The organism is Shewanella sp. SP2S2-4, assembly GCF_031932025.1.
GTDB classification, from domain to species: Bacteria; Pseudomonadota; Gammaproteobacteria; order Enterobacterales; family Shewanellaceae; genus Shewanella; species Shewanella baltica.
In genome coordinates this window covers 18,163-44,695 of record NZ_JAUOER010000024.1, presented here as the reverse complement: position 1 = coordinate 44,695, position 26,533 = coordinate 18,163, and the positions used below count along the sequence as shown (strand labels likewise).

The 26,533-nt window shown below is 47.3% G+C and carries 25 protein-coding genes; 11 read left to right on the top strand and 14 right to left on the bottom strand.

All coding sequences use genetic code 11. From position 1 onward, the window contains the following. The first annotated feature begins 83 nt into the window (after nt 1-83). The 5 genes from Q4Q54_RS17050 (at nt 84) to Q4Q54_RS17030 (ending at nt 4,331) form a co-directional block, all read left to right on the top strand. A complete protein-coding gene (locus Q4Q54_RS17050; protein ID WP_311889519.1) occupies nt 84-1,127 on the top strand; it encodes a phosphotransferase in 1,044 nt (347 codons plus the stop codon). Further along, nucleotides 1,124-1,810, top strand: a complete 687-nt coding sequence (gene murU, locus Q4Q54_RS17045; protein WP_311889518.1) for an N-acetylmuramate alpha-1-phosphate uridylyltransferase MurU — start codon at nt 1,124-1,126, stop codon at nt 1,808-1,810. Before Q4Q54_RS17050 ends, murU begins: the two co-directional genes overlap by 4 nt. 69 nt (nt 1,811-1,879) lie before the next feature. Beyond that, nucleotides 1,880-2,668 carry a co-chaperone DjlA gene (gene djlA, locus Q4Q54_RS17040; RefSeq protein WP_311889517.1) on the top strand — a complete coding sequence of 263 codons (789 nt, stop codon included), beginning with the start codon at nt 1,880-1,882 and terminating at the stop codon, nt 2,666-2,668. Nucleotides 2,669-2,709: 41 nt separating this feature from the next. Continuing rightward, the gene (locus Q4Q54_RS17035; protein ID WP_063883714.1) at nt 2,710-3,342 is read left to right on the top strand and encodes a porin family protein; all 633 of its coding nucleotides are present in this window, start codon (nt 2,710-2,712) and stop codon (nt 3,340-3,342) included. 35 nt (nt 3,343-3,377) lie between these two features. Continuing rightward, nucleotides 3,378-4,331 carry a D-2-hydroxyacid dehydrogenase gene (locus Q4Q54_RS17030; RefSeq protein ID WP_311989061.1) on the top strand — a complete coding sequence of 318 codons (954 nt, stop codon included), beginning with the start codon at nt 3,378-3,380 and terminating at the stop codon, nt 4,329-4,331. A gap of 61 nt (nt 4,332-4,392) precedes the next feature. Here the strand turns inward: Q4Q54_RS17030 and Q4Q54_RS17025 are convergent, their stop codons facing one another. The 4 genes from Q4Q54_RS17025 to purT form a co-directional block, all read right to left on the bottom strand. After that, nucleotides 4,393-6,675: a hypothetical protein gene (locus Q4Q54_RS17025; protein WP_311989060.1), complete on the bottom strand. Its 2,283-nt coding sequence runs from the start codon at nt 6,673-6,675 to the stop codon at nt 4,393-4,395. Beyond that, on the bottom strand, nt 6,665-8,125 hold the full coding sequence (locus Q4Q54_RS17020; RefSeq protein ID WP_311989059.1) for a DUF3142 domain-containing protein: 1,461 nt from the start codon (nt 8,123-8,125) through the stop codon (nt 6,665-6,667). The genes Q4Q54_RS17025 and Q4Q54_RS17020 overlap by 11 nt, the downstream gene beginning before the upstream one ends. Before the next feature lie 142 nt (nt 8,126-8,267). Beyond that, nucleotides 8,268-9,992: a pseudouridine synthase gene (locus Q4Q54_RS17015; RefSeq protein WP_311989058.1), complete on the bottom strand. Its 1,725-nt coding sequence runs from the start codon at nt 9,990-9,992 to the stop codon at nt 8,268-8,270. A 361-nt stretch (nt 9,993-10,353) separates the two neighbouring features. Further along, the gene (gene purT / locus Q4Q54_RS17010; protein WP_311989057.1) at nt 10,354-11,529 is read right to left on the bottom strand and encodes a formate-dependent phosphoribosylglycinamide formyltransferase; all 1,176 of its coding nucleotides are present in this window, start codon (nt 11,527-11,529) and stop codon (nt 10,354-10,356) included. A 266-nt stretch (nt 11,530-11,795) separates the two neighbouring features. On the opposite strand from purT, the gene Q4Q54_RS17005 reads away from it, so the two are divergent. The 4 genes from Q4Q54_RS17005 to Q4Q54_RS16990 all read left to right on the top strand — a co-directional run bounded on the left by Q4Q54_RS17005 (nt 11,796) and on the right by Q4Q54_RS16990 (nt 15,733). Further along, entirely contained in the window at nt 11,796-12,176 is a 381-nt protein-coding gene (locus Q4Q54_RS17005) for a DUF3302 domain-containing protein (RefSeq protein ID WP_106651780.1), read from the top strand. A gap of 1 nt (nt 12,177) precedes the next feature. Next, complete coding sequence (locus Q4Q54_RS17000) at nt 12,178-13,323, top strand: HlyD family secretion protein (protein ID WP_311898946.1); 1,146 nt, start codon at nt 12,178-12,180, stop codon at nt 13,321-13,323. Nucleotides 13,324-13,449: 126 nt separating this feature from the next. Next, nucleotides 13,450-14,961: an AAA family ATPase gene (locus Q4Q54_RS16995; RefSeq protein ID WP_311989056.1), complete on the top strand. Its 1,512-nt coding sequence runs from the start codon at nt 13,450-13,452 to the stop codon at nt 14,959-14,961. Between the two features lie 136 nt (nt 14,962-15,097). Further along, nucleotides 15,098-15,733: a DUF2625 family protein gene (locus Q4Q54_RS16990; protein ID WP_311989055.1), complete on the top strand. Its 636-nt coding sequence runs from the start codon at nt 15,098-15,100 to the stop codon at nt 15,731-15,733. 352 nt (nt 15,734-16,085) lie between these two features. Here Q4Q54_RS16990 and Q4Q54_RS16985 read toward each other — a convergent pair whose 3' ends face one another. The 4 genes from Q4Q54_RS16985 to cysP all read right to left on the bottom strand — a co-directional run bounded on the left by Q4Q54_RS16985 (nt 16,086) and on the right by cysP (nt 20,136). Beyond that, the gene (locus Q4Q54_RS16985) at nt 16,086-17,216 is read right to left on the bottom strand and encodes a TOBE-like domain-containing protein (protein ID WP_311989054.1); all 1,131 of its coding nucleotides are present in this window, start codon (nt 17,214-17,216) and stop codon (nt 16,086-16,088) included. Further along, a complete protein-coding gene (gene cysW / locus Q4Q54_RS16980; RefSeq protein ID WP_311989053.1) occupies nt 17,213-18,079 on the bottom strand; it encodes a sulfate ABC transporter permease subunit CysW in 867 nt (288 codons plus the stop codon). Before cysW ends, Q4Q54_RS16985 begins: the two co-directional genes overlap by 4 nt. Before the next feature lie 9 nt (nt 18,080-18,088). Further along, a complete protein-coding gene (gene cysT / locus Q4Q54_RS16975; protein ID WP_006080563.1) occupies nt 18,089-18,934 on the bottom strand; it encodes a sulfate ABC transporter permease subunit CysT in 846 nt (281 codons plus the stop codon). Nucleotides 18,935-19,128: 194 nt separating this feature from the next. Continuing rightward, the gene (gene cysP, locus Q4Q54_RS16970) at nt 19,129-20,136 is read right to left on the bottom strand and encodes a thiosulfate ABC transporter substrate-binding protein CysP (protein WP_261273416.1); all 1,008 of its coding nucleotides are present in this window, start codon (nt 20,134-20,136) and stop codon (nt 19,129-19,131) included. 212 nt (nt 20,137-20,348) lie between these two features. On the opposite strand from cysP, the gene cysM reads away from it, so the two are divergent. After that, complete coding sequence (gene cysM, locus Q4Q54_RS16965) at nt 20,349-21,227, top strand: cysteine synthase CysM (RefSeq protein WP_311989052.1); 879 nt, start codon at nt 20,349-20,351, stop codon at nt 21,225-21,227. A gap of 92 nt (nt 21,228-21,319) precedes the next feature. Here the strand turns inward: cysM and Q4Q54_RS16960 are convergent, their stop codons facing one another. Further along, nucleotides 21,320-21,856: a DUF4136 domain-containing protein gene (locus Q4Q54_RS16960; protein ID WP_311989051.1), complete on the bottom strand. Its 537-nt coding sequence runs from the start codon at nt 21,854-21,856 to the stop codon at nt 21,320-21,322. Nucleotides 21,857-22,062: 206 nt separating this feature from the next. On the opposite strand from Q4Q54_RS16960, the gene Q4Q54_RS16955 reads away from it, so the two are divergent. After that, on the top strand, nt 22,063-22,368 hold the full coding sequence (locus Q4Q54_RS16955; protein WP_311989050.1) for a DUF1289 domain-containing protein: 306 nt from the start codon (nt 22,063-22,065) through the stop codon (nt 22,366-22,368). Between the two features lie 136 nt (nt 22,369-22,504). On the opposite strand, the gene Q4Q54_RS16950 is transcribed toward Q4Q54_RS16955, so the two are convergent. From Q4Q54_RS16950 to Q4Q54_RS16930, 5 genes are all read right to left on the bottom strand, one after another. Continuing rightward, nucleotides 22,505-23,773, bottom strand: coding sequence for an ATP-binding protein (locus Q4Q54_RS16950; protein WP_259590667.1), 1,269 nt, complete (start codon nt 23,771-23,773; stop codon nt 22,505-22,507). Nucleotides 23,774-23,784: 11 nt separating this feature from the next. Further along, nucleotides 23,785-24,498, bottom strand: a complete 714-nt coding sequence (locus Q4Q54_RS16945; RefSeq protein WP_006080570.1) for a response regulator — start codon at nt 24,496-24,498, stop codon at nt 23,785-23,787. Beyond that, on the bottom strand, nt 24,498-24,908 hold the full coding sequence (locus Q4Q54_RS16940) for a DUF3019 domain-containing protein (protein ID WP_106649704.1): 411 nt from the start codon (nt 24,906-24,908) through the stop codon (nt 24,498-24,500). Before Q4Q54_RS16940 ends, Q4Q54_RS16945 begins: the two co-directional genes overlap by 1 nt. A 5-nt stretch (nt 24,909-24,913) precedes the next feature. After that, entirely contained in the window at nt 24,914-25,777 is an 864-nt protein-coding gene (locus tag Q4Q54_RS16935; RefSeq protein WP_311989049.1) for a MipA/OmpV family protein, read from the bottom strand. Nucleotides 25,778-26,141: 364 nt separating this feature from the next. Then, complete coding sequence (locus Q4Q54_RS16930; RefSeq protein WP_006080575.1) at nt 26,142-26,378, bottom strand: hypothetical protein; 237 nt, start codon at nt 26,376-26,378, stop codon at nt 26,142-26,144. Nucleotides 26,379-26,533: the final 155 nt, after the last annotated feature.

The following is a 26,533-nucleotide window of genomic DNA, read 5'->3' as shown; positions in this document are numbered from 1 at the left end:
GCTTAATAAATCTCTCAATTTCTTAGCTGTTTCCAAATTATATGCCAGCTATAATAAAGCAATTTTTCTTTAAGAGCCATGAAATGACTTTATCCGATCCGAGATTTCTTTCCCTAAATCAGTGGCTGAATGCATATTTTTCCGATGAGGTGACACCGATATTGATTTCCGGTGACGCAAGTTTTAGACGTTACTTTCGGATCACGACGCCCGATGCCACCTTTATCGCCGCCGATTCACCGCCACAATTGGTGCCCATCGCACCCTTTATCGCCTTATCTAATGCCTATGCCGCCGCGGGACTGACAGTTCCAAAAGTGATCCATGCCGACGCCGCCCAAGGTTTTATGCTGATGAGTGACTTAGGTGATACTCAGCTGTTATCTGTGCTTAACGTGCAAAACGTGGCTGACTATTATCGTCAGGCACTCGATTTACTGCCGCAAGTGGCCTCTGTGGTTGCAAGTCAGCATTTTGATAGTGGCCTAGTTGAGCCCTTACCGCTGTACGACGAAGCCTTTGTTCGCCGTGAATTGCACATCTTTACTGAGTGGCTACTCGGCACTCATCTTAATTTGTCATTGGACGAGTCAGAGCTGCAAATGCTAAGCGATAGCTTCGATCTGCTCGTTGATAATGCCCTTTCGCAACCTAGCGTGGGGATGCACAGAGATTTCCATAGCCGCAATCTTATGCTGCAAGCAGGTAAATTGTGCGTAATTGATTTTCAGGATGCTGTCGTCGGCCCTGTGACCTACGACGCGGTATCGCTATTGCGTGATTGTTATATTCGCTGGCCGCAGCCGTTAGTCGCAGACTTGATGCAATACCATTATCAGCAAGCACTCGCGCTAGGCTTCATTCCCGCACTGACTACTTTGGAACAATACCAAACTTGGTTTGATCTCATGGGCTTGCAGCGTCACATCAAGGCGGTGGGGATTTTTGCACGGTTAAATTATCGTGACAGTAAACCTGCGTATATGGCGGATATTCCACTGACATTAACGTATATTGTCGACATTGCCATGCAGTATCCCGAACTCGTGCCATTTGCACGCTGGTTGACTCTTCGCGTGTTGCCTGCGTTTACAGCTAGCCACTCTTTATCTGAGGTGAAGCAATGAAAGCCATGATCTTGGCCGCCGGACGAGGTGAGAGGTTAAGGCCGTTAACGGACAATTTGCCTAAACCTATGGTGCCAGTATTAGGTAAACCGTTGATTGTTTACCATATTGAAAAACTTGCCGCGTTAGGCATAGTCGATATCGTCATCAACCATGCTTGGCTAGGGCATAAATTAGTTGAGGCGCTGGGCGATGGTAGTGCTTTTGGGGTGCAAATTCGCTATAGCGCCGAAGAGAGTGCGCTCGAAACCGGCGGCGGCATTAAACGGGCTTTGCCTTTGTTGTGTGAGAGTGAAAAGGGTGAAAGTGATGAGCCCTTTTTGGTTATTAATGGTGATGTGTTTATTGATACCTTACCGCCAATCACGCAGCTTGCTGCCGATACGCTCGCTCATTTGTGGCTAGTGCCTAATCCTGAGCAGCATCCAAATGGCGATTTTGCCTTGAGTAGTAATCGAGTGCAGGAGCTTGGTGAGACTAAGTTCACTTTCTCTGGCATAGGTATTTATCGGTCTTCGTTGTTTAATCAGACGCCGCAGGGGGCGTTTGCACTCGGTCCGTTGCTTAGAAAGCAAATGGCCCAAGGCCGAGTCAGCGGCGCGCTGTTTCACGGGCTTTGGTGCGATGTTGGCACGATTGCACGCCTGCAAGGGCTCGAACTGAGATTACAAAGCAATACCTAAATATCTGTGCTTGCTTATCCATAGGATAGTGCTGGCACATCAAATACATTATAGAAATCAGGATATAAGATGCGTTTTTGGGGTAAGTTTTTTGGGTTTATCATTGGCTTTATGTTCGGCCGCATCTTTGGTGCTTTGCTCGGCTTGTGGCTCGGACACCTCTACGATAAGCGCGCGGCTTCTGGCGTGGGGTTTCGCGAGGTTCTAGGGCAGGCTAAGAATCGCCAAGCGATCTTCTTTAACACTACCTTTGCGGTGATGGGGCATGTGGCGAAAGCGTCGGGACAGGTGACTGAAACCGATATTCGCATCGCGACCTTGTTAATGGATCAAATGCGCTTAACCGGTGAAGCCCGTAAAGAAGCGCAGCAGGCGTTTCGCGAAGGGAAATCGGCGGATTTTGATCTGCGTAGCAGCCTACAAGCTTTCCGTGTGATTACCATGGGCCGCAAAGAGTTAGTGCAGATGTTCATCGAAATTCAGATCCAAACGGCATTGTCCGACGGTGAACTGGATCCCGCTGAACACGCTATCTTGATGACGATTGCCCAAGAGTTAGGTTATGGTCGAGCACAGTTAGATGAATTACTGAAGCGCTGGCAGGCGGAGTTTCGCTTTCATCAGACCTCAGGTGGCAACAAAACATCGATTACCGATGCTTACAGTTTGCTGGGGATTACTAACGAAGCCAGCGACCAAGAAGTTAAGCGAGCTTACCGTAAGTTGATGAACGAACATCATCCCGATAAGTTAGTCGCTAAGGGATTGCCGCCGGAAATGATGGAGCTGGCAAATCGTAAGGCACAGGATATTCAAGCGGCCTATGACAGAGTCAAGTCTGAGCGCGGTATGCGTTAGTCTTGATTGCTTTGGATTTTATAAAAGATAAGGAATTCATTATGAAAAACACGCATAGCCTGTTGCTGTTGGCGAGTTTGCTCCCTGTGACTATGTCCGCGCAGGCCGAGGTGTTTGTCGCACCTTTTGGCGGTTATAGTCTGGGTGGCGGTCAATTTGATGTTAATCAAATTGACATCAACGCAGATCAAACGGGCGACAAGAAAAATGTGAAGGTCGAGGAGTCGAGTCATTACGGCCTGATGCTGGGTATTGGCACGAATGATCCCGGTAATATTTATCTTTTATACAGCCACCAAGCCTCTGAACTCAAAAGTGGTGGTTTGTTTACGCCCGATCGCCTTACCTCATTAGACTTAGATTACATCCACTTAGGCGGCACTTTATATTTTCCCCGTGGCGATATTCGACCCTACGTCACCGCAAGTGCAGGGATCACCCGCATGCTGCCTGACGCTTGGTCGAGTGAAACGCGTTTCTCTATGGGGATTGGCGGTGGGGTAGAGTATCAAGTCACTCAACACTTTGGTTTGTTTGCAGATATCCGCGGTTACGCGACGTTTATCAACAGCGACAGTTCGTTGTTTTGCAATGAAGATGAATGCCTATGGCACATTACGTCGGATGTGATGTGGCAGGCGCAGGCTAACCTTGGGCTCAAAGTCAGCTTTTAGCACTAACACATCGTTTTAAAAGGAGATTTAGCGACATGAAGATAGTAGTACTCGATGGCGAAACTTTAAATCCTGGCGATCTCAGTTGGCAATCCTTGACTGAACTAGGCGAGTTTACGTGTTTCTCCCGCACTGCGGGCGCCGAAGTTGTCGTACGTGCTCAAGGTGCTGAGATCATTCTCACCAATAAAACGCCGCTTAATGCTAAGACTCTGGCGCAACTTCCAGCACTTAAATATATAGGTGTACTGGCAACGGGCACTAATGTTGTCGATATCGCGGCAGCTAAAGCGCAAGGCATAGTGGTGACAAATGTGCCCGCCTATGCGCCCGATGCCGTAGCGCAGATGGTGTTTGCCCATATACTGCATCACACCCAAGCCGTGGCAGCCCATCATCAAGCTGTGGTCGATGGTCAGTGGGTGAACTGCCAAGATTTTTGTTTCACCTTAATGCCGCTGCAATCCTTAAAAGGCAAGACTTTAGGTTTAATAGGTTATGGTGATATCGGCCAGCAGGTTGGGACGCTCGCCCTTGCATTCGGGATGAAAGTGCTCGTCAATACCCGCTCTGTTATCAAAGACTTGCCCCAAGGTGCCACTTGGGTACCGCGTGATACTGTGCTGAGCGAATCAGATATTATTTCGCTGCATTGCCCGCTTACCCCTGAGACTGAGCAATTTATCAATCAGCAAGCACTCGCCTTGATGAAGCCTAATGCGCTGCTGATTAATACGGCGCGCGGTGGATTAATTGATGAGGCCGCGCTTGCAGCAGCGCTTTTGCAAAACCGCTTATTTGCCGGTGTCGATGTGTTATCGACCGAGCCGCCCAGTGCGGATAATCCCTTGTTGCATGCGCCGAATATCAGCATTAGTCCCCACAACGCGTGGGCGACTAAGGAAGCGAGACAAAGTCTACTCAATATTGCCGTGGCGAATGTGCACGGTTATTTGCAGGGGGAAGTGATTAACTGCGTGAACAAGTAAAGCGGTATGCGTCTTTCTCTCTTTTCATCATATCGACGTTAAGAGAGAAAGACCTGAATGGTTAGTTATTTTTAGTCTTTCTTCTACGCATCCACCACACACCAATCAATCCAGTGATGACTAATACGCCAAATACAACGGGCTTTTTCAGCTTGTGGTACAGGGCGTTCCATTCTGCAATTTCATTGGCTTGCGCTCGTTTTACTGCACCGTCAAAATCGGGGGCTTCACACTGCATACCAAAGTTTTCGGCCCAAGGCACAAAGGGGCCGTTGGCGACGTATTTTTTGTAGTAGCGTAGGGCAAGTTCTTGATCTCGATACAATACCCAACCTGTGGCTTGGCAGAGTAGCGCGGCGTAGGCTTGGCTGTTGTGGGGCACATGATCCGATGCCTTGTTGGCCAGTTCCGCCGCCGTGTAGCGATAATGAAAGCGTTTATCGGGAACGGCTTGGCTGGCGCTTAACCGCAGCTGTTCTTTCTCGGCCAATTTGCTCGGTTCATTCCAATCGCTTAGATCGAATACCCCTTGGTAGATAGCGTAATCTGGGGCTAATTCAAACCCTAAGATTTCCATACCTTGATGGCGGGCAAGTTCGGCTGCAGCCCAATAGGCCTTAGCGCTATCAATGCCTGTTGCATTTTTCGCCGCGTTCAGCTCAGTACCGTAGGCGAGGGCGCTGGCATTAAGATTCGGATTAGGGAAATAAGCGGGCGCTTCGGCAATTGCGCCATCACGTAATAATCTGCGGCCCAGTAAATAGCGTAAGCGATTGTTAATCGGCTCTATATTATCGTACCAGTCGCTATCTTTAGGGTATTTGAAGGCGATAAGCGGCACATGCTCATCGACAAATAACTTAAGTTCAGCCGTGGTGAGCACGCGCTCCGCCACATAGGCGATGTCTTGCCTGTATTCGTCGCCGCTGGCGACTAAGTGATTGAGCGCATCGACATATTCGCCGCGCTCTAGTGATAACACCCCTTGCTCTGCGCGAATACGGCAGTAAGTGGCTATATCTTCATCGGCATTAATGGCTTGCTGCTGAGTCTCTTTGGCATCAACTGTGGCCAATGTTTCATTCGACTGTTTGGGGAAGTGACGCGCTGCCTGAGCATAGGCCTTGGCCGCTTCTGCTTGATCGCCCTTTTGTAGCAGTAATTTTGCGTTGAGCCACCAAGTGAGGCCGCTGGGTTTCGCGAGCGTCAATAGGCGCTCAGCACTGGCATAATCCCCTAGCTGGTAATAAATTGCCGCTAATTTATCGCCATGGTTGAGCTGTAAACCATCGGTTGGGAACACTTTGATGATTTCAGCTACCTTTGAGCCCATTTCCGAAAGCTGGCCATCGTAGGCAAATTCATTGGTGCTGCTTTGCCAATAGGCAATCAATAACTGCTGCACGCTTGTCTGTTGCAGCAACGGTTTCAGCTCAGCAATGTCTTTCCCCATCAAGGTGCGGCTTAACATCAATAAAGAATCATAACCGCCGCTATCGCCCTGTACTGATTGGGTGGCATAGAGCTCAATAGCCTTATTCAGTGCATCAGGGTTAAGCATCATTTGTAGCTCAGTACCATCTGCACCTTGATTGGTAACTTGTGGGCTCGGCTGGCCTTGGTGCAGCAGGATATAAGCCTGCTCACCTAGGCTTGCTAAGCTCAAACGCAGGGGATCAGCGGCGCCTTGGGCGACTTCGGTTTGCAATTGAGTCAGGTAAGCGTTGGCACGATTAAAGTGCTCAGGTTCCGCCGAGGTTTTACTTAAGATAAGCTCAATACGCGACAGCGAATAGAGTGCCCACAGGCTACGAGATGCGCGTTCGCTTTCTGGTAATTTAATGATTTTGCTGAAATAGTTACTCGCTCTATCATAATCTTTTGCCTCAAACGCCACGGCGCCTAAGGTGTACCAGGTCAGCGCTTGGGGCAGATCCTTATCCAACTTGGCGGCCATTTGTTCGGCCTCGATTGGGCCTGTCGCATCCCTTAGTGTGTTCACTAAGATCAAATGGGCTTCACTTAATTCGCTGTTTTCAAAAGCACGAGTTTGTGACAGATAACGGCTATGCACTTCATCCCACAGATATTCCTGCGCAGCTGGCGCATCTTGATACTGCCAAGGCAAAGGTTTTGCGAGGGAGGTTAGCTGCTGGCTGAAAGAGGTTTGCGGTAAATAACTGAGATTACTCTGTCTGTCTTGAGTCAATTGCAAAGGGAAGTCGGGGCCGCAGGCCAATAGCATTGGCGAAAATAGGCTTAAACAGATAAGCGTGGTCTTTTTAAGCATAAAAGCCCGATTGGATTTTGCCATTGTGGACGATGATGTTGGCTTATGGCGCATAAATTCCCTGTAAATATAATGACTCACAACGTGCCCAGCCTATCACTTTCTGGCCGCCAGGGTTGAGCATGTGTTTTTGAGTTTGTTTGTGTGCTTGCGGCATTGGCATGTTCGTCGCGCTTGGAGCAGTGTCAGTCGGCGCCAATGCGGCGATATTTTCAGCTCGCCACTGCCAGATTAACAGCCCATTTTTTTGTTTCACGCGATAGCCATTTTGCGCATCATACCCGCTGCAAGCTTGTCCCGCTAGGGACAAACTCGCGGGAATCTCACCGGCAATATTACCGCGATTAATTAAGCTCAATTGGAAGAGCTGTGGCTTGAGGATTTGTTGGCTTTTAGCTTTATTTTCAGTGGCCAATGTTGTTTGAATATCGTTATCGCTTGAGAGCACTAATTCAATCTTGGCGGTAAGCTCACCTTGCTGCGCCACAGCGATTAAGGTATCAAGTGGCCAAACCCTTTTATCTCCTTCCAGCGGCAGCCTGAACCAGATAATGCCTTTAAGCTTGGCATCAGTGCGGCTTTGCAGTTTGTGCACAAAAGCTTGTAACACTTGCGGATCTGCCATCAGTTCCTCAACAGCATGGGAGTCATTGAGTTGACCCCGTAGCGGTGTTTCACTCTCCACTTTATAACCTGAAGCTGTGCTGATGACCGCCGAGCCGTAAGCGGGGAGCGCAATAAGGTAAGGCACAGTGCTGATATTTGAGAGTTGCTGCACCCACTGCCAACCTTGAGTCGCATCGAATAGTCCGAGGCGTGGATCGCTTACGCTGTGAATTTGCAGCACGAGTTCATCAATATAAGTGAGCAATGCGGGGAAATCGGTGCTATTGAGCCAAGCGGGCAGGGCGGTAATGCTGAGTTTGAGCTCTGCTGGTAGCTGCGCTTTAAGCTTCTTAAGAAAATCCCGATAGGCGGGCAGTTTGCTGCTAGCGCTGTCGTGGTCGATTTCAACACCTGTGATGTGTGTGCCTTTTGCTTGCCAACTGTTAAGTACTTGGCTGATTTTATGGATCACTGCTTCATCATTTAAATGGCTCAGCTGGCCATCTAAGCGGATCACGGCGACTTTAGGTCTAGGATCGGCCTGAAGCCAAGCATGATTGACTGCGACTTCAAACCAAATATCAGCACCATTGGGTTTTGGGTGCGCTTGCAGCGCTAAAATACGTAATCCTTGGAATACCTCTTGGCTTTGCACTAATGCCGTTTGATTAGCGGGGCGCCATTGGCGCTGCCAGATATAGACTTCCTGCGAAAGTGGAGCACGAATAGCTGCGGATTCTGAAACGGCTTTTGTTGGGTAACTGGCATTTGGGTTTGCCGTGAGTTTGCTCGGTTCCGATGCGGGCTGACAGGCGCTCATGAATACGGCGGCGCTCAACAAAGCGAATAAGAACCATTGATTTCGGCTTATGTTTTTAACCAGATTGCCTATGCTCATACTACTGCTATCGATTCCGTTTTGAGTGAGGCATTACTATGCCCGAAAAAGCTCGCTTTTACATCGCGGTCAAACTTCTGATAATGCCCTTAAGCTTGGTTCTTCCTTGGGTGCCTTGTTAATCAATATCAGAACTCAGGTCTCAAAAATCAGGATCGACCTGAAAGCGCATCAGTTCACGGGTAACGGGATGCTGAAGCATCAATAAATCCGCATGCAGATGCAGGCGATTGGCGCGAGTGCCGTACAGGTCGTCACCGACAATCGGTGTATTTAGCCCCTCTGAGTGGGCGCAGTGAACTCTGAGTTGGTGGGTTCGGCCAGTTTTTGGGTACAGATATACGCGGGCTGTACGTGCCATTTCATCAAGTTGGCTCAATTCCCAATGGGTTTCGGCTGCTTTACCAAACTCATGGCAAACGAGTTGTCTCGGTCTATCGTCTAAATCACCACGCAAGGGTAAAGAGATGTTACCCGTCGCTTGCTCATTCGCCATTACCGCAGGAATTCCCGCCAAAAGTGCCGCATAACGTTTAGTCACTGTGCGCTGGATAAATTGTTTTTGCAGCTGTTTATGGGCATCTTTTGTCAGCGCGATCACCATTAATCCCGAGGTCGACATATCGAGCCTGTGGACGATAAGCGGCCCTGTGGCATGGGGGAAGGTTTGGCGGATACGCGAATACACTGAGTCTTCAATCTCTTTGCCGGGCACGGATAAAAACTCGGCGGGTTTGTTCACAATCGCCATCGCCTCGTCTTGATAGAGGATACTTAAGGTTTTGCCTTCGGCGGGGTTGGTCAGCAGCGGATTATCATCGACTACGAGTCCTTCAAGCATATGCCCCAAGATGGGTTGGCATTTTCGCAGGCAGGCGGGATAAAACTGCTTATGCTGGCGAATTTCTGATTTTGGCGGTGCACCCCACCAAAACTCTGCAATCGCCAAGGGTTTGAGGCCATGTTTAAAGGCGTAATGTAACAACTTGGGCGCAGCACATTCTCCCGAGCCTGCGGGCGGGGTTAACTCAACCGTGCCATTAAATATACCGTTAAGGCTCTTTTCTGTGCCTTTAATATTCAAAAAACGATACTGTTCAAATAACTTTTGCTGCAGCGCGGCCGAGAGCCGTTTGCGCTGTTGTCGTAACGTCTCGCGCTCATCTGTCAGTTGGCTTAGCGCTTGGCTGATGGTATGGATACGTTCATCCCAATAGCGTTTAATATCTCTTAACTGATTCTTTTCACTGATGCTTTCTTGGCTGAGCTTGGCTTCAGTTATTGCGTTTTCACGCAAGATCTCATCCGTCGGATTGGTAGCCAATTGGGCTGCGAGTTGATTGCGCTGCGCCTTGCGAGATTGGCGACCATCGATCATCACTTGTCTGTGGGCGGCAAGTTTGACTTGCGCTTGAGCCTGCTCAGTTTCTAGCTCGTTTGATAGCCTCGGAATGTCGGGATGATTTTCTACTGCAAACAGCTGCTCGTTAATTTGGTTGATTTGCAGATTTTCGGCGTGGAAAAAATTGTCCTTAGCCAGCATATCAAACACAGGTGGAACGAAGCGCGGCCAATGGTTTTGCTCGGCTAACTTGCCCGAAAATGCCGACAAATAGCCCACTTCACCCTGTGCATTTTGCACCAGTAATACGCCGAACATCTTGCCAATGGCGCCAGTTAACTCACCCGTGAGGCCAAAGTTATGTTGCCAATCACTTTGAGTCTCAAGGTGTTGTTGTAATTCGTTGGCTGCAAGCACGCACAGCGGATGCGGTTCGTAATAGAAAGGAAAGGTAAAACGCTGCGGCAGGGCATAGGCATCAATGGCTTGTGTGAAAGAGGTAAAGCAAGAAGGCTGAAGATGCATTGGTTTCTACTACTTTTGGTTTCTATTACTAATGGATTTTTGCTGCTGGAGTTTACTTAGATCACGTTCGAATTAAGCCACAGCTCGAAATCAATCGTCTTAATAAGCGCTCGCAATAAAAAGCTCTGAACAACTCGCCCGAAATTACGCTCAGACCACAAGGTTTGTTTTGCTTGGCGTGCAATCTTAGGCCACAAGACAAGGGGGCTAGTTTACTCTGTCGGTTTGGGTGGGTCACTTTTTATTGGTAAAGGTTCTTGATGCTGTACTGTGTGCATTGGAAAAGGGAAATGGCGTTGAAGCGCATTTCCCTTTGATTTGTCGCTTGTGCTTGAAGCCAATTTAGAACCGATAAAACAGTTTAAAAGATGACCTTCACTTTACTGGCGCTATCGAGTGCTTTGCTTATTGCGCTGTCGATATCGATATCACGGGCAAGCGCGACACCTAAGCGGCGGCGGCCATCGATATCGGGTTTGGCGAATAATCTCAGCTGAGTGTTAACGGCCTCTAATGCGGCGGCAATGCCTTGGTAGCGGATATTGCTCGAGATGCCTTCGGCCAAAATCACCGCCGAGGCGCTTGGGCCATGCTGATGGATATTGGGGATGGGCAGACCCAGAATCGCTCTCACATGCAGGGCAAATTCCGATAAATCTTGGCTGATAAGTGTCACGAGCCCTGTGTCATGTGGTCTTGGTGAGACCTCGGAGAAATACACTTCATTGCCTTTAACAAACAGCTCTACGCCAAATAATCCATACCCGCCAAGGGCTTCGACGACTTTGCTCGCGATCGCTTGGGATTTTGCTAACACTTCATCTGACATGGCTTGTGGCTGCCATGACTCACGGTAATCGCCATCTTCTTGTCTGTGGCCAATGGGCGCACAAAAGTGAATGCCGTTGACTGCGCTGATGGTTAACAGGGTGATCTCATAGTCGAAGGGAATAAAACCTTCGACTATTACGCGACCGCCGCCGGCGCGGCCACCTTCTTGGGCGTATTGCCATGCTTTATGGCTGAGGGCGATATCGCGAATAACACTCTGGCCTTTGCCCGATGAACTCATCACTGGCTTAACCACACAGGGCGCGCCTATCTCGCTAATCGCTTGATTAAATTCGGTTTCAGTATCACAGAAAAAATATGGAGAAGTCGGTAAACCTAAGGTTTCAGCGGCGAGGCGACGAATCCCTTCTCTGTCCATAGTGAGCTTAGTTGCCCGAGCTGTGGGGATGATATTTACCCCTTCGGCTTCCATGTCCACTAAGGTTTGGGTGGCGATGGCTTCAATTTCTGGGATGACTAAGTGCGGTTTTTCTAACTCGATAACTGCACGCAGGGCTTTAGCATCGAGCATATTGATCACATGGGAGCGATGGGCAACTTGCATGGCGGGGGCGTTGGGGTAACGGTCAACGCCAATCACTTCAACGCCTAAGCGTTGCAGTTCAATGGCCACTTCTTTGCCAAGTTCACCGCAGCCGAGCAACATGGCGCGACGTGCGCCCTCAGTGTAGGGAGTGCCTATCATGTGTGATTCCTTTATTCGCAGTTGTAGGGATTGCGTCATGGCGCGCAATTTAGCCATGAGTTTAACGCGAACGGCACATTAGAGCATGATGTAAATAAACAAGTGTGCTTTAGATCACTGGGTTTGGTGTTAACACGATTCAATTTGACTTGGCTGGAAGTGATTGTTTTTTGTTGTTCTATAATGTTGTTTAGTTGTTAATTTTAGCCTTGAGATATTCAACTGTGTTTGTTTGATTAGTGATCATGATGATTGAGGGGATTCAAATGTTTTTAGATTACTTTGCGTTAGGGATTTTATTTTTTGTGGTTGTCGTTATTTTTTATGGTGTGATTGCTATCCATGATATTCCATACGAAATTGCCAAAAAGCGTAATCACCCACAGCAAGATGCGCTGCATATTGCTGGGTGGGTGAGTTTATTTACGTTACATGCTATTTGGCCATTTTTATGGATCTGGGCCACCTTATATCGAGAAGATCGTGGCTGGGGATTTGGTACTGTGATGAAACGAGAACAGGCGTTAGAGGAGGATGTGGGCACTTTACGTCAGACGGTAATAGCGTTACAAGCGAGACTTGAGCAATTAGAACAAGCAAGCGCCGCTGTTGAAGAGCCGAATACTACCAATAAAGTCGAGGTCTAAAATGGATCTATTGCTGATACTGACCTATGCCGCCATTTGTATTGTTATTTTTAAAGTGTTTAAAATCCCGCTGACTAAATGGACTGTGCCTACTGCCGTTTTGGGGGGCGTGGTGCTCATTGGTGCCTTAATACTGCTAATGAACTATAACCATCCTTATTCACGTTTTGCTCGGGAATATTTTGTCACCATTCCTATTACCCCTGCGGTAAAAGGGTTAGTGACTCGTGTTGAAGTGCAGCCAAATACTCCTGTTAAACAAGGAGATGTACTTTTCCGAATTGATCCCACCCCCTTTGAGGCCGTAGTAAAGCGTAAGCGTGCCGCGTTAGTCGCTGCCGAGTTAGAAGTGCCACAGCTCGCCGCCGCATTGGAATCGGCTAAAGCCAATGTTGAGCGAGTCAATGCTGATAAAGACCGTAATAAGTCTGCCTATGAACGCTATGAAAGCGGTCACCGAAAAGGAGGCGCTAATTCTCCCTTTACCGCATTGGAATTGGATAATAAACGCCAACTGTATCTTGCTTCTGAAGCGCAGTTAACTGCCGCTAGATCAGAAGAGTTACGGATGAGGCTTGCCTATGAGTCTAATATTGATGGCGTTAATACTAAAGTGGCTGGCTTGCAGGGAGATTTAGCGAGCGCACTCTATGATTTAGAGCAGACCATAGTACGGGCACCCGCTGATGGTATCGTCACCCAAATGGCGCTCCGTCCAGGGGCTATGGCTGTGCCTTTACCGTTAAGGCCCGTGATGAGTTTTATCCCTGATGAGCAACGTTATTTTGCCGGAGCCTTTTGGCAGAATTCTCTACTGCGCCTGAAAGAGGGCGACGAGGCCGAAATTATTCTCGATGCCGCGCCAGGGAAAGTGTTTAAAGGCAAAGTGGCGAAAGTGCTACCTGCAATGGCTGAAGGTGAAATCCAAATGGGTGGTGTATTAGCGTCCTCCAGTCGTCTGTTTCAAAATGGTCGAGTGGTTGTTTTGATTGATATCGATGACGACGCTATTCGTAAAGAGTTCCCTGCTGGAGTGTCAGGCCAAGTGGCTATTTACACTGAACACTTTCACCATGTGGCTGTAATGCGTAAGGTATTACTCAGGATGCAAGGCTGGTTGAATTACTTATTTTTTGATGGACATTAGTGCCTAAACCGTTAAATCTTGTTTGTTGAGCACTTTGTTCAGTTCAGTGTAAAGGTTGGTGTAAAGTCCAGTTCGCTGAACTTTTTTGTGGCAATTTTTAGGTTAGTTAAAAGGGATGTGAACGACATGCAAGATATTCGCGATTTAACCTCAGTGCTGCGCTCCAATACGCCAATCGTAGTGATTGAAACCTATGAAGAATATCGCGTGGTCGAGTTACTTAAACGGGTCGCCAGTGTGCTTTATCAACCTGTGTTTACTTGGAGCATTACCCAAGGTTTAGCACGGGTCGATAAACCTATGGCGGCGCAAAAGTTTAATAGCGAACCCACAGATTTGCTTGGGCAAATTAAATCAACCTCGCAGCAGGGGATTTATGTACTGTGCGACTTTCATCCCTTTGTGATTGATGCGCCAAAAAATGTCCGTTTACTCAAAGAAATCGCCCTCGAGTACGAGACACTGCAACACACATTAGTGCTGGTGAGCCATGCCTTTGATATCCCGCCCGAAATCAAACGTTATTGCGCCTATTTTCAATTAACCTTACCAAGCACAGTGCAATTGCAAAACCTGATTTACCTTGAGGTCGATAAAATTCGTCACCAAGGCACGCCGTTATTGGTCGATGATACCGCTGTGGTCAAATTGGCTGAGAATCTGCGGGGCGTGACCTTAGACGATGCCCGCCGTTTGGTGCGCAAAGCCATAGTCGATGATGGCGCTATTACCTTGTCAGATATCGATGCCATCAATAAAGCCAAGTTTCAGTTACTCGACTTAAATGGTGTGCTGCAATTTGAATACGACACCAGTGATTTTTCGCAGATCGCCGGGCTGCATAATCTAAAAAAATGGCTCAAGCAACGTGTACCTATCGCGGCTGTCAGCACCCTTGACCAAGCCGATAAGCCTACTTCTGTGCAACACACTAAGGCGCTCGATGCGCCCAAGGGCATTTTGCTGCTCGGCGTACAAGGCAGTGGTAAGAGCCTCGCGGCTAAGGCGGTTGCGGGCGTTTGGCAGCGACCTTTGCTCAGACTTGATATGGCAGCCCTATATAACAAATACATAGGTGAAACTGAGAAGAATCTACGGCATGCACTGGAGCTTGCTGGCATGATGTCGCCCTGCGTGCTTTGGATAGATGAAATTGAAAAAGGCTTAAGCGGCAGTAGCAGCGATGAGGGCACATCGACGCGGATACTCGGCACCTTACTCACTTGGATGGCGGAGCGTAAATCTGAAGTGTTTGTGGTGGCGACCGCCAATGACATTCAAGCTCTGCCGCCAGAATTGATGCGAAAGGGCAGGATGGATGAAATCTTCTTTGTCGATTTACCCGACGAAGCTATACGCAAAGCCATCTTCTTAATCCACTGTCAGCGCCGCGGAATCGATGTGGCGAGCTTAGATCTCGCTCAATTATCGGCCCGCAGCCAAGGATTTTCCGGCGCCGAAATCGAACAAGCGGTTATTGCTGCCATGTATACCGCAAGAAGCGTTGAGCGCAGTGTTGAACAAGTGTTACTACTCGAAGAACTCAGTAAAACTCGGCCTTTATCTGTGGTCATGAGCGATAAAATCAATGCGCTACGACAATGGGCCGCAGGCCGAACCGTGAATGCCCATGAGTAAGATTTTTTGCTTCATGCCATGAGTGTTAACTAGCATTTTTAAACGCTATATTGGCTTAGTTATTTTCGACATTCCCAAGGTACTGTTATGAATGATGAGTCGTTTTAATGGATATTAGTGATACAAGGATAAGAGATTGAAAAGTATATATGAACTGATTGATATCGAAGACTCTGGCATAAAAGTAGTCAATGAAATGGTTGCTGGTGCAGAGCATTGTGTAGAGATACTGCCGCCTTCAAAGGATCGGGTTGAAGTACTTGAACCCCTTCAGGTATCGACTCGTTCGGTATTAGGAGCTATTGCCTATGAAACCGGTGGGATTTTGATCGACAATGGATGGATTCGATTTTTCGGCTCTGGACATGAAAGATTGTCTAGAAACCTTACTGATTGGGATAGAAGTGCACATTATCTGTTAGTGGCGAATGACGTAGTTGGTGGATTTTTTGCTATCAACGGCGGCGGGTTAGGCGCAGATGTTGGAAATATATACTATTGGTCGCCAGATTCAATTCATTGGGAAGGGTTAGAAATCGGGTTCACAGATTTTTTTCAATGGTCAGTTACAAAGAGAATCAATGAGTTTTATGCGAGTTTAGGTAAAGAGCGCTTTCAAAAAAACTATTCACAGATAGCTACAGATAAATGCCTGAGCTTTTATCCATTTTTATGGGCGAAAGAAGGTTCTATTGAAATAAGCAGCGTGAAAGTGGTGTCAGTTGATGAAATGTATAGGCTGAAATTGGAATTATTAACCTCGGTTAGTTAATTCGTTTACCCGCTGATTTTATGAGTACTTCTGCAATAATTATTTGTTATAAACATCTAATGTGTTGATTACTAGATATAAATTTGCTTATCAGCTCTATTGATTCAACATGGATGGGCTGTATATGCCATCCATAATTAACTTCGGAGGGGACAGCGCCAAGATCTAGCTGACGGTTTTGGCTGTATCTTGGGTTTTCTCGTTACCGCTTGCATCAAAAATCAAAGCAGTCGCTATCACACCAAATGAATGCTTTGCTTTTTGTGTCGACAATATCTCTCTGAATGGTTTGAATTTTGGCGGTATCACTGCCCAGTGATACCGCTAATATTGCTGATTTCAACCTTGATTATTAGATATCAAAGGCGAGGCTGCCCGGTGCCAGGAATGGCCAGCTTAGACGCGTTGGCGAGCTTTCACCCTGCGCCCCAAAGAAGTAACCGGTTCTTGGGGTGGCGTAAACCATACTGCCTTTTTGTAACCCGAGTTCATGCAGGTTATGGTGGGTGAACTTGGCTTCCCACAACTCTTCGCTATGCCAGCCGTGTGGGGCTAATTCCAGTCTGACTTCGGCGCCAATGGGGGTCATGGAGACAATATCGAACGGCAAATTGGCCTGACTATTAGGCTTGTTTGACAGCGATAATTCGTGGCTGCGAACATAGAGCACGCCATCTTGCTGCAGTGTTTGTTGTTCTGGTGGCGTCAAAAATGCTTGGCCATTTTCCCAACGCTTTTGTTGCCAACTGGCTTCAAAGACATTGACGTTACCAAGAAAATCAAACACAAAGCGACTATTGGGATGCGAGTATAACTCAGCTGGTGTATTAATCTGCTCGATATGACCATTGCTCATCACCACCACTCTATCGGAGAGTTCAAGCGCTTCATCTTGATCGTGGGTCACAAACACGCTGGTGAATTTTAATTCCTCATGCAGGCTGCGTAGCCAGCGGCGTAGTTCTTTACGCACTTTGGCATCCAAGGCACCAAAGGGTTCGTCGAGTAGCAAGACTTCGGGTTGCGTCGCGAGTGCACGGGCCAACGCAATTCGCTGTTTTTGTCCACCCGAAAGCTGTTCAGGATAGCGCTGCGCGAGATGGCCTAGTTGCACTATTTCCAGCAGTTGGGTCACGCGTTTACGTATTTCTGCCGCTGAAGGTTTTTGCTTTTTAGGCATAACTTCGAGTCCAAAGGCGACGTTATCGGCGACCGTCATATGACGAAACAGCGCATAGTTTTGAAACACAAAGCCCACGCGTCTTTCACGCACATGCACTTGGGTGACATCTCGGTCACCGAAATAAATGTTGCCGCTATCGGCTCCCTCGAGCCCAGCAATAATCCGCAATAACGTGGTTTTACCTGAACCAGATGGTCCCAGCAGACCAATCATTTCCCCTTCTTGAATATCAAGATCCAGCGGGGAAAGTGCCTGAAACTTGCCAAATTTCTTGGAAATATTAGTAAGACGAATACTCATAGTTGACTCTGCTCTTTATTGTCATTGGCGGATAAACTGCGTTGTTGTCGCCATTCAACGACGGCTTTTAGCATTAGGGTCACTAGCGCAATCAGGGCGAGTAATGACGCGCTCGCGAAGGCGGCTTCGGCCTGATAATCTTCGTACAATAACTGCACATGTAAAGGTAAGGTATTGGTTTCGCCGCGAATGTTGCCAGAGACAACCGCGACGGCACCAAATTCTCCTACGGCTCTGGCATTGGTGAGGATCACACCGTAAATCAGTGCCCACTTGATATTAGGGAGCGTCACTCGGCGGAAGAGTTGCCACCATGAGGCACCGAGGATCACTGCGGCTTCTTCTTCCGATGCGCCCTGTTGTTGCATCAATGGAATGAGTTCTCTGGCGACAAAGGGACATGTGACAAAAATGGTGACTAACAGTATTCCCGGCCAAGCAAACATGATCTGCAGATCCTGCTCATATAGCCATTCACCCATCCAACCACTGTTGCCATAGAGCAGTAAATAGAGCAAACCTGCGACGACAGGGGAGACCGCAAACGGAATATCAATTAGCGTGATTAATAACTTGCGACCCGGGTATTCAAACCGAGTGACACTCCACGCCAGCATGATCCCGAACACTAAATTAATGGGGACAGTGAGCGCCGCAACCATCAGCGTCAAACCAATTGCATGCAGCGAATCTGGCTGACTTAAGTGGCCGATATAACGCTCCCAACCACCAACAAACGCTTGTTGAAAAATACTTACCAGCGGCAATAGCAACAATAGCAAACCTAAAAACACGGCGAGTGTAATCAGGCTCCATTTGATGAGAGGGGCTTCACCGACTCTTAAGGGCTTAAATGAGTTCATGTTTGCTCCTTATCGTCCATGAATGCGGCGCAGATAACGCGCCTGCCACAGGTTTATTAGCAGTAATAGCAGTAGTGAGGTCATCAGCACCACAGAGGCAATGGCACTAGCACCAGCAAAATCAAACTCTTGCAGGCGGACAAAGATCATTAACGATGTGATTTCGCTGATATAGGGCATGTTGCCCGCAATAAAGATAACGGCACCAAACTCACCTAGGCTGCGGGTAAAAGACAGTGCCGTCCCGACCATCAAGGCTGGCCACAAGGATGGCAAAATGATCCGCCAGAATACCGCACGATCCGATGCGCCAAGGGTCATGCCCGCTTCTTCTTCATCGTGGGAAAACTCTTCGAGAACCGGTTGTACGGTACGCACCACAAAGGGAATACTGGTGAAAATCATCGCGACCACTATGCCTAGCGGGGTATAGGCGACTTTTATGCCCAGTTCTGCCAGTACACTACCGATTTGGCCATTTTCGGCATACAGGGTTGCTAAGGTGATACCGGCAACGGCGGTTGGCAACGCAAAGGGTAAATCCACCAATGCATCTAAGATACGTTTGCCGGGGAATTCATAACGTACCAGCACCCAGGCGAGTAATAATCCGAAAAGGCAGTTAAATAGCGATGCAGCGAGCGCCGATAGTATGGTGACTCGGTAACTTGCCAACACCCGAGGATCTGTGATGACGCCCCAGTATTCGGACAAGCTCATTGAACTGGTCTGCATAATCAGCCCAGTGGTCGGCAATAATAAAATCAGGCTGACAAACAGTAGGGACACACCTAAGCTGATGGTAAAACCTGGAAGAACCCGCTTATGGCGTAAACGCCCGTTATTAAAAATCACAGAATAATCACCCGCTCAGGTTAATTGAGTTAATCCAATACGCTGTATTTGCCGTCAGCGATCGGCTGTCTGAGTTAAAGACTATCTAAGCCAACTTCGTTGCTTGCAAATCATCACCGTCAATGCGCTAAAATTGCTTAACCCGGGACTGAGCCCGGGTTGCAATGTTAACCTTTTATAGCATCAAGCTGAAATTAGCGCTTGAGCAATTGATCGAGTTTTGCACCGTTAGCAAACTGCGTTTTCATGGCATTATCCCAACCACCAATGATTTGCTCAACAGTCAGCAGGTCAACCGTAGGAAACTGCTTAGCGAACTCTGCCTGAACCTTTTCGTTGTGCACACGATAGTTGAAGCCGGCCAATAGTCGTTGTGATTCTTCGCTGTAGAGATAATTCAAATACTCAGTCGCCAGCTCCTGTGTGCCGTTGCGCTTAGCATTTTTCTCTACCACAGCGACGGGAAACTCAGCCAGAATTGATGTTTTTGGCACTATGACTTGGTAATCGTCGGCACCATATTGCTGACGGATATTGTTCACTTCCGATTCAAACGTAATCAGCACATCACCGATACCACGTTCTACAAATGAGGTGGTTGCACCACGACCGCCAGTATCAAACACTGCTACGTTGCCGAGGAATTTTTTCAGGAATTGATCCAGTGAAGCCTGATTATCTTTACCAAAGCTTTTTTGGGCATAACCTAATGCGGCTAAATAGGTGTAGCGCGCATTACCAGAGGTTTTTGGGTTAGGAAAGACCAGTTTAACGTCATCTCTCGCTAAATCGCCCCAATCGCTTACCTGCTTTGGGTTACCTTTGCGTACCAAAAATGCGATGGTGGAATAGTAAGGTGAACTGGCGTTAGGCAGTAATTGTTGCCAATTCTCTGGGATCAATTTACCGCGGTCATGGAGGACCTGTACGTCTGTCACTTGGTTAAACGTCACCACATCTGCTGGCAATCCTTGCAGAATTGAGCGTGCCTGTGCCGATGATCCAGCATGAGATTGTTTAATCTCGACGGTTTTACCTGTTTTCTCTTGCCAATGTTTGGCGAAAACGGGGTTGTAGGCACTGAATAATTCCCGCGCGATATCATAAGAGGAATTAAGCAGGGTTTGATCTGCGGCAGCCACATTGAGTGACGTTCCCAGAAAGAGCGTTCCCAGTAGGGCCTTTATCACTTTTATTTGCATTTGCTACTCCTTGAACTGGCAACTTTGTCAGCGTTATGACATATAGATTAGTTGAAGTAATTATTTATAAGAAGTCAGTTAAATAGAACTTTTTTGAATAAGTATGAGCGATTTATTGTATGCCATAGATCATTTTCACTGTGTTTGTGCATGCTAACCCACTTAGAATAGGCTAACGCTTAGTTGTTTTTATCAAGTAAAGGATAATCCTAGTGTCTGACTTTCCGACAATTGAAGCCTGTATTGGGCAAACTCCGCTGGTTCGCTTGCAGCGGCTTAACTGCGGCACCTCAACTGTACTGTTAAAGTTGGAAGGGAATAACCCTGCGGGATCAGTAAAGGATCGTGCAGCACTCAATATGATCATTCAGGCTGAACTTCGCCAAGAGATCAGCCCGGGTGACACGCTTATCGAGGCGACGAGTGGTAATACTGGGATTGCCCTAGCGATGGCGGCGGCGATCAAAGGCTACAAGATGATCCTGATTATGCCCGAAAACTCGACCCAAGAGCGTAAGGATGCGATGCAAGCTTATGGCGCAGAACTCATGCTGGTGGATAACATGGAGACGGCGCGGGATTTGGCACTGCAGTTACAAACCGAAGGTAAAGGCAAGGTGCTGGATCAGTTTAATAACCAAGATAACGCTAATGCCCATTTCCTCACGACAGGCCCTGAGATCTGGCAACAGAGTCAAGGAAAAATCACTCACTTTGTCTCTAGTATGGGGACAACTGGCACCATAATGGGGGTGTCTAAATACCTTAAAAGCTGTAATCCTGACATCACGATTGTTGGCCTTCAGCCCGCCGATGGCAGTAGCATTCCGGGGATCCGCCGTTGGCCGCAGGCCTACTTGCCGGGGATTTTTGATGCATCCCGTGTTGATTTAGTCATGGATGTTGAAGAGCAAGATGCAAAAGCCATGGCGAGAACCTTAGCGCGTGAAGAAGGGATTTGTGCCGGCGTCAGTTCGGGCGGTGCTGTGTTTGCTGCGCTTGAGATAGCCAGACTGAATCCTGATTCAGTGGTTGTGGCGATTGTTTGTGATAGGGGTGATCGTTATCTTTCGTCAGGGCTTTTCTCCTGAGTCTTAGATATTTCGCCTAAGATATTTGACGACAAGCATTCTTCATTAATAAAAATGGGCGAAATTCGCCCATTTTACTCACTCAGCCTTGATCATCTTTTCGGTGGGAACTGCGCCAAAATCCGACTGACGGCTTTGGCGGTATCTTGGGCTTTCTCATTGCCGCCTACATCGAAATCATAACTGTCGCTACCACGCCAAATGAGCGCTTTGGTTTTTGGGTCGACAATATCTATCTGAATAGTTTGAATTTTAGCGGTATCACTGCCAAGTGGTACCCCAACGCTAGTACCTATTCCTATCCCACCTGAACGGCCGAATGTGCCTGTACCTAATCCAATCGATAGCCCTGAATCCTTAGGTTTATCTTGGGTCAGTAGGGCGTAGGCGACGTTAAAGTCGGGGGCTTGGGTATTTTCGACAAAGCCTTTTTGAGTTAACTGGTTGTTGATTTCTACTTGAATACGCTGGGCGCTGAGCGGGTCGTCCGTTGGCTGTGGCGTTAGCTGGGTAAAGCTGTGCAGTGTGCTGAAGTCGTAATTGAGATCGTAATCGTTTTTCGGTTTACTGCTACAAGCGCTTAATAAGGCAACGGCGACGAGCAGACTGGCAAAGTGACGGTATCCCATGATAGTGCTCCAAGTTGTACAAACTCTGTTCAATGTGCCTTGATTAAGGTTGTTTCTGCAAGTACTTTAGATAAGTGTGTTGTATTTGAATCGCTTTAAACGCCACTTTGCCGCTTCATTTTTAGCAAAGGTCGATTATCCATGATTCATTTGGGCATACCGCATCGTGAGAACGGCTCATTTTGACAGAGGAATAGCGGCGGGTTATGGAACAGTTAGCCTTTTTTGATATCCCCAGTCCCTGTATCGGTGTGTGTCAAACTGATGCGCGCGGTTACTGTAATGGTTGCCTGCGAAGCCGTGACGAAAGATTTAATTGGTTAACGTTTTCAGATGCGCAAAAGTACGATGTCATTCGGCTGTGCACTCAACGTAAACGCCGTCGCCAGTTGGCGATGATGAAAGCAAGGCAAGCGCAAAAAGAGCAAGAAAGGGCGGCGTTAAATCCGCAGTTAAATTTTGAGCCTGAGCCCGAAGCCGATCTGGACTTTGGTGGCTTCGAGCTAGACTAATAGTTTGAATTGCAAGTTAACTAGGCCAGTTAAATAGTCTTGTTTCACACACTTATTTAACTCACTTGTTTTACTGGCTTGTAGAATTAGCGCATTGATGAATTACAGATGCGCAGTCGTTTAATCCCAATCCCTATTACAGCTTGCGCTTCTTCGGCCAGATTAAATTAAATCGGGTATGTTGCGCATCGCTGGTGACGCTCACATTCCCTTGATGCCGCTGCATAATCCGTTTAATGATCGCAAGTCCCAAACCATGCCCTTTATTGCCATTTTGCACCGATTGGCTGCGATAAAAAGGCTCGAACACTTTAGGTAAATCCACCGCGGGGATAGGTTCACCGTCGTTACTCACACTTAAATTCACCCTGTGCTGCGTCTGCTTAACCTCAATAATGATTTCAGTGCGGGCAAAGCGTTGGGCATTGGTCAGTAAATTTTGCAGCGCACGTTCAATTAATGCCGGTTCCCCAAACAGGGGCAGTTTTTCGACTTCTGTCTTTAAGGTAATAGGCGTTGGACTTAAGGTTTCTAGGCGCTTAATGCTTTGATTGATGAGATTAATTAGATCGTATTCATCCAACTGGATACCTTCTCGCTGGGACTCTAAGCTGGCGTAGGTCAGCAGTTCTTGGAGTAAGTCTTCCATTTCTTTGATATCGAGCTGCATCTCATCGAGAAAATCTTGGCGCTTTTGTTCGTCCGAATCGGGCTGACAATACATGGGCATGAGTGCAAGGGCGAATTTGAGTCTTGCCAGCGGCGTGCGGATCTCATGGGAGACCGCATTAGACAGGTGTTTCTGGTTCTCAATCAAGGCGCTGATATGTCGCGCCATTTCGTTAAAGGTATTGGCTAAAGGTTTGACCTGAGAGCGATTTGACAGTGTGATCCGCGTGTCCCATTTGGCTTCGCCAAACTCTTTAGTGGCCTTACGCAGTATGCTCAAATCCCGAGAAAGCGGGCCTACCCAAATCAACGCTACTAACGCAAGTGATAAATAGAAGAACAGGGTGAATAGGCTGCGAAGGTTGGCTCTGGGATCGATGTCCAGCGGCCCCGCCATTAAGACTTGATCGCCGACTCGGATAAATTGCAGCAGGTTATCGTCATTGGTCGTGGTGGTGAACACAGTACTGGTGCTGAGGGCTTGATTGTCTGCCAGCGCGACTTGATCGGCACTGAGCAATTGCAACGGCATCACAGGATTAGCTGGGATCGCCTCCAGATACCTTTGGCGGGTATCGGGAGGCAGTTCCGCTAACAATTGCGCCAAGGCCACTAATGGCGCATCGAGGGCGTTATTGTCATCCACATTTTTCTGCCATAGGCTGTCGAGTGTCCAGCCAATCCCAAGCACGCTGAGACTGAGTAGCAGATATAAACTGATAAAGAGACGTTTCACTGTATCTGTGCTTAGTTATTCCAGGCTTCAGGAGCAAAGAGATAACCTTGTCCCCAAACGGTTTTAATTCTGAAAGGTGTCTCGATATTATCGTTGAGTTTTTTACGTAATCTAGAAATACGCACGTCAATTTTTCGATCTTTACCATCGAAATCAATATTGAGTAACAGCTGATAAATATACTGACGGCTGAGCACTTGGCCAGCTTGTGAGGCCAGTAACCACAGCAACTCGAATTCGTGGCTGGTGAGATCGATTTCAGTTTCATTGAGGCGAATCGCGTGGGTATGCGGGTCGATACTCAGTTTACCAAAGGTCAAACAGTGGGATTCCGCCTGAGGTGGCTGATTCTGACGACGAAGTAAGTTGTTAATCCGCGCGACTAACAGGGCAGGATCGACGGGCTTAACCACATAGTCATCGGCACCGAGTTCTAAGCCTTTGATTTGATCTTCGCTTGAGCCAAGTGCGCTCATTAGCAGGATTGGGCCTGCAAAATAATCGGGCAGTTTCTCACACAGGGTGAGGCCATCCATGCCCGGCAGCATAATGTCTAACAGTATGATATCTGGTTTGTAATTGATTAATCGCGTTAATACTGTGTCGCCACGGCGTTCAACTTCAACATGCATACCATGGGATTTTAGGTAATCTACAATCAAGTTTGCTAGGCGAACGTCGTCTTCAACCAATAATACTCTGTGGTTCGATTGTGGGCTTGTCATTAAAATAAACTCCAAGGGTTGCGGTAACGTCTGCGAACCTGAGGTTGTGATGCAGAAGTGATTTTAAGTTTGGCACCAGCCAAAGTTTGGTTACTGTCTTTACTCACCATGACAAATTGAATATCCGTCATAGTGTGGATTTTCATGCTTAACGTATGGGTTGAAACTGAATCACTGCACCATTTTGGATAGGCGGCATTGTCGGACAAAATACAGATAAGCTCATCTTTGGCGAGTTCCCACTGCAGTTCAATATAGACGTCGCAGGCTTCTGTTTCTGAACTGGTAATACAAATTTCAGGAGTGAGTTTTAATGCCGCGTCGCGAGTTTTAGCTTGAGCAGAACTTGGGCCCATCAAGCCGAGGCTTAGACCAAGAAAGCAAAGCAAGCTTAACTGAGGCAGCGTCACTAACGTTAGAACCTATAGGCTGCGCCGATAAAGTAGGTGCTGCTATAGTCTTGGTCTAACAAGGGACTGGCGGCAATCTCATCGGCAATTAGAGTGTAACGAACTGCCAAGAGTAGATCCCAATTGTCAGTTAATATATAACGGGCCGTCATTTCCGCACCTTTATCCCAACCTGATTTTGCTTGATATTGTTCACTCCAATAGGCGTTTTCACTTGGCCTAACGCCATAATAATAATCCACTACTGCTTGGCTCTTCCAATCAAACACCAGTGCGAATTCAAAAATGAAACGATCGTAATCCCAGCCATAGGTCCATTTTATTTGTGCTTCTGAACCTTGATGAACATTAAACATATCATGGGTGTATGCCAATCGAATAATGCCGAGTCTGGTATAGATGAATGCTTCGGCACCGCCAAGTAGGGTGAAGTTCCGCGTCTCTAAAGAATTAAATTCACGTTCGGGCTCAGTCGACAAAGACATACTATTTATCGCTTTGGCTTCGACTTGTGTGCCGCGGTTCAAAAAGATATTCGATGGATCCCATCGATAGAAATAGGCTCTATCTAAGCTATAACTGGTCACTAGATTGAACGTGAAGCTTTCTTGCTCGGCTAAGGTGTAGCCTAAATTACCATTATCGAAGAACCAGTGTTCGCCGTAATAGGCCACTGTAGGAATAAAGAACAGTGGAATATCGTCAAAATCCTTGAGTGGATTGCTTTTTTGTCCCCAGCCAATGGCGACGCCTAGATCCCAGTTGTTCATCTCAATGCATTGATTTTCTGATGCGCAGATTTCTTTCGCCATTCCGACAGAAGGCAAAATACTTAAACTTGTAATGAAGATAAAAAGGATGCGATACATGATTTAACGATTAAGGGCTGAGGTTAATAATACAGGAAAATAGATTAGCATTTTATGCCCAATTCAACAGTGGTTTCATTCGCAGGGATGCAAAATGATACAGCTATCAATTAAATAGTAAATTTGTAGATCGCACAATACCTTGATAGTCATGCTAAAAGCCTATTTTTGTGGCTTTCATGCGGTTAATTGTGGATGTTAAATTTTGTATTCGATAGGTTTCGTCTGTAACGGAAATGATATTAATTGTGAGCTGAATAGCTGTGTTGCTTGAAAATAATAATGCCATTCGCAGATGTGAATGGCATTGAATGAAGCTGAAGAACGCGCTTTTGCGGTAATAACGTTGGGATTAGAATGAAGATTAATTAACCTCAGTAACCGACTTGTAGCCCATTTCTGTCAGTTGATCGTTTACACAATCAAGCACATATTGTTTTAGCTCTGCATTCTCGACTTGATCTTCAGAGGCCATCTGCTGGCACACTTCTTTCAGCTGAGCGATATCGGCTGCTGGTGCAGGCGGTAAAGATGAGTCGTCAGCAAGGGTCGTGAAGCTCACTAATGCCAACAGGGTGAAAACAGCTGATAACTTATTCATTTTATTTCCTTTAGTTATGTATTGTTAACTACAGATTAAGAAGCATTCTCTTAATACCACTGCGCCAACATCAGCAATTTATCACTGCTATTCTGTTTTAGATATAAATAATTTTTACCTTTTGGGGTTAAGGATTTTTAGCTTGTTTTCCTTTG